Genomic DNA, 3799 nt, shown 5'->3' with positions numbered 1-3799 from the left:
GAGGAATAGCGATACCAGATGCATCGCTTGCAACTGAAACTTTATTTTTGACGGGAAATTGTCGTAATCGTACTGACTCAAATCCCCACCTTTTATCGACCTCTTATGAAAACAGAGCATCATGGCTATATTTCCAACTACAAATATTTTGCTAAACACTCCCCCATTTAAAAAAGGCTTTCGCAGTTCAGCGCCATACGAATTCGGCAACGCGGCAAAAATATTCTCAAGCTCAAAAAACACAAGATATAGCTGAACAAAAAGCACTCCGATTCCCGATGCAATATTGAAAATCGCGAACATGAAATAGATGTCTTCTGCATCCAGCATCACTCGCGCCACTCGTAAATTTTTTCGCCAGTTCCTTCACCAATTTCCTCGCCGATAAGGCCACCACCGACTGCGCCGACTCCCGCCATAACAATGGCACAGGCAATTGCACCATATCCGGTCCAAGAGATTGCCACACAAGCAGAGCTAGCCACCTTCGAACCAATCGTGCTTCCAGCCACAGCCCCCACCAGCTTCCCGCTTTCAGTGACTTTGACTTTCTTGCACTCTTGCTCACGCCCAGTCCGACAAACCTCTCTCACTTTTACTCCCGAAGCCGAAGCCCCCAACCCAACCCCAACCCAACCACCCAACWTCATCACTTTCCCAGCTTTACTCACCCCATCAATATGCGTCGCGTACCCCGGAATCCCTCCAGCTGTACCCGCCTTGCTCCAATGATGCACCAGGCTGCGACTTGATATCCCCAGCGCATTTTTCAGTTTTGGATGATCCGGAATACCCACGCCTTTACGCACCAATGATCCAAGGCTGTTATCCAGCCGGCCCATCAACTTTTTACGCTCGGTAAAGAAATCCGCGCCCTGCAGTTTTCCGTGTTTATCGAAGGTGCGTTTGTGCAGGTTTTCAAGCTCTACAAGGGTCTTTTTCAAGTTGCCCAAGTGCTTACCGAACATCGCTGAACCAACGCCAACACCTGTCGAGCCATGCGAAAGAAAGGATTGAATCTCCCCATGGTGACGAGCCATAAACTCAGCCTCGGCATCACTCAACGGCTCAAGCGCCGCGTCGACCTTTTGCGCAGCCTCCATCAACAGGGCTTCTACACGAGTGCATTGCGTATTGCGCGGATCGCTCAAGACGATCAATTGACCAGGCTTGGCGTATTGAGTGAGCTGTGGATTCAGGCTTCGAAATTTTTCCAGTACTGCCGGAGTCGGCTGTGGAAACAATATTGATTCGAGCGCAGACCGGGACATCCCCTGTTCGACGATATGGAAACCAGGTTCAACAGTTGAAGCAGGTGTAACGGATGACGCCCTGAGCGCACCGCTTAAAGTATTCGGCGTCGGACATAGCCCCTCCTTACAACGCTCACACTCCTCACAAAACGGCGCATCGCTTTTCAGGCTCATGATCTGCGCAGCGCTCAATACCGCTGCTGGCGCAGCGGCGAGTTTCAAAGGTGTATTCGGCGACACCGGCGCAGCCACCATCGCTGGCATCAACGCGCCACCGACCTGAATCGGCACGCTGCTGAAAATCCCCCCAGGCCCAATGTTGATCCACTGCCCGCCCGCCTGAATCGTCGCGCTTGCGCCGCCGTCGATCACTACCTGCTGGCCGGCGCTGACGTGGAATTGCTGACTGGCGTTGAGCGCCTGGCTGGTCACGCGGATGTGCCGATCACCCATCACCACCAAGTGATCGTCGAGCTTCACTTCGGTCTGGCGCTGGCCGTGGGTGATGCGCTGTTCGTCGGCCTTCAACTCGTGGCGAGCGGTGCCGGTGACGACGATGCTGCGCTGGTTATCGACCTGCACTTGCTGATCATTCAACACATGCTGGGTCCAGTTTCGCTGGGCGCGCAGGTAGATTTCCTCGGCGCCTTTGCGGTCCTCGATGCGCAGTTCGTTGTACCCCCCGCCACCCGGACTGCTCTGGCTGCGGAAAATGCTGCGGGTCTTGTCGGCGGGCAGGTCCAGCGGAACGGGCGTCGCCGCGTTCGGCAGGCAGCCCATCACCAGCGGTTTGTCGGCATCGGCGTCGATGAAGCCGACCAGCACTTCCATGCCGACCCGCGGGATCAGCACGCTGCCATATCGTTCATGCGCCCAACCCGTGGCGACGCGCAGCCAACAACTGGAATGCTCGTTGAGTTGGCCGTCGCGATCCCAGGCGAGCAGAACCTTGACCCGCCCGAACTCGTCGCAATGGATTTCGCTGTCAACCGGGCCGGTGACCACGGCGGGTTGATAGCCGAGCATGCGTGGCTTTTGCGGCCCCAAYGGCGGACGAAACGAAACGTCCCACGGCGTCGCCAGAAACGTATTGCGATAGCCCTGGAAATCATTCGGGTCATCGCTGGTGGCCGACTCTTCCAGCACTTGCGGTTGGCGGCCGCGATGTTCGATTTCAGTGATCAGCCACAGGTCATTCCACGCCTGACGGGGATGCTCGGCGAGATGGAGGAAATGCCCGCTGACCAGCGCACAGTCATCACCACGACCTTCGGCCTGGCGGAAATCGGCGTTGTGGCGCTCGAGTGCGCGTTGCGTCAGTTGCTTTCCGTGTTCACGATCCGTGAATTGGCCGGGAAAGTGGTAGTCCTCCAGCACCGGGCGCTGCTCGCTGTCGAGACGGGTTTCGAGTTGCAGGCGAGGTTTTTTAAAGTCGTAATCGCGACGGGCGACTGCGGTAGTGCGGGTTTCCAAACGAACATTGAAGCGTTTGATGGCCGGCGCATCCGCCGCCATTCCGCTACCGGGCAAGTACAGGGTCGACTGGGGCAGACGAGGGAAAACGGTTTGGTCATCGCCGAACACCAGCAGATGCCCGTCGGGGCTGTGCTGGAAGTGGTAGTGAATGCCGATCTCGGCACACAGCCGCTGGATGAACGCCAGATCGCTTTCGGCGTACTGCACGCAGTACTCACGAGCTGTGTAGTCACTGCCGAGTTGAAACTCGAACGCATCGCGCTGGATGCCATGGTCCTTGAGGACCTGCGCGATGATCGTCGGCACGCTTTTGTGCTGGAAGATCCGCTGATTAATGCGCTGGCCGAGGTAAGCCAGTCGCGGTACAAGGCTGATCTGATAGCCCGTCAGGCGTTTCCCGGAGTCGCTTTGGCCGACGCGAAAAATCTGACCATGAATACCGGCGCCTTGTGCATCGAAACTCAGAAACGCCTGACGGTGCAGCAGGCTTTCGAGCTCGATGTCTGGCCGATCGCTGACCAATTCCAGGTCAAAACTGTAGGGTTGGCTGATGGCTTCCGTGCCCGTGAACTCAAGGACTTTGAGCTCATTCTGGACGCCGTCGAGGGTCAACGTGAAACGCGGTTGATTGGCAGGCGCGAACATCCGATGTGTCTCTGCAGAATGAAGGCGGGCGATTCTGCATGAGCGACAAGGGGTGTTGAGGGAGGGACAAGAAAATCAGATTTACCCTACTTTTATAGAGATTTGTCCTTCAAGAATCAGTGTGTTTGGCTACAGACATCTCCCTCAAAACCACCACCAATCCCTGTGGGAGCGGGCTTGCTCGCGAAGGCGGTGTGTCAGCCGACTAATATGTTGAATGTAACGCAGCCTTCGCGAGCAAGCCCGCTCCCACAGGGATTGGTGGTGGTTTTGAGGGAGATGTCTGTAGCCATACACACTGATTCTTGAAGGACAACTCTCTATAAAAGTGGGGTAAATCTGATTTTCTTGTCCCTCCCTCAACACCCCTTGTCGCTCATGCAGAATCGCCCGCCTTCATTCTGCAGAGACACATCGGATGTTCG

General features: G+C 56.0%; 1 protein-coding gene and 1 pseudogene. Both read right to left on the bottom strand.

Annotation, left to right across the window (positions count from 1 at the left end; genetic code table 11):
• Positions 1-330, bottom strand: a 330-nt coding sequence (locus AC1DRJ_RS21185; protein WP_477803861.1) for a hypothetical protein, incomplete at its 3' end; no start/stop codon positions are given.
• Positions 331-1364: 1034 nt separating this feature from the next.
• A pseudogene (locus AC1DRJ_RS21180) lies at positions 1365-3374 on the bottom strand (type VI secretion system Vgr family protein); the annotation flags it as partial.
• Between the last annotated feature and the right edge of the window lie 425 nt (positions 3375-3799).

The organism is Pseudomonas sp. P5_B2, from assembly GCF_056400445.1.
This window is presented reverse-complemented; position numbering and strand designations above follow the sequence as displayed.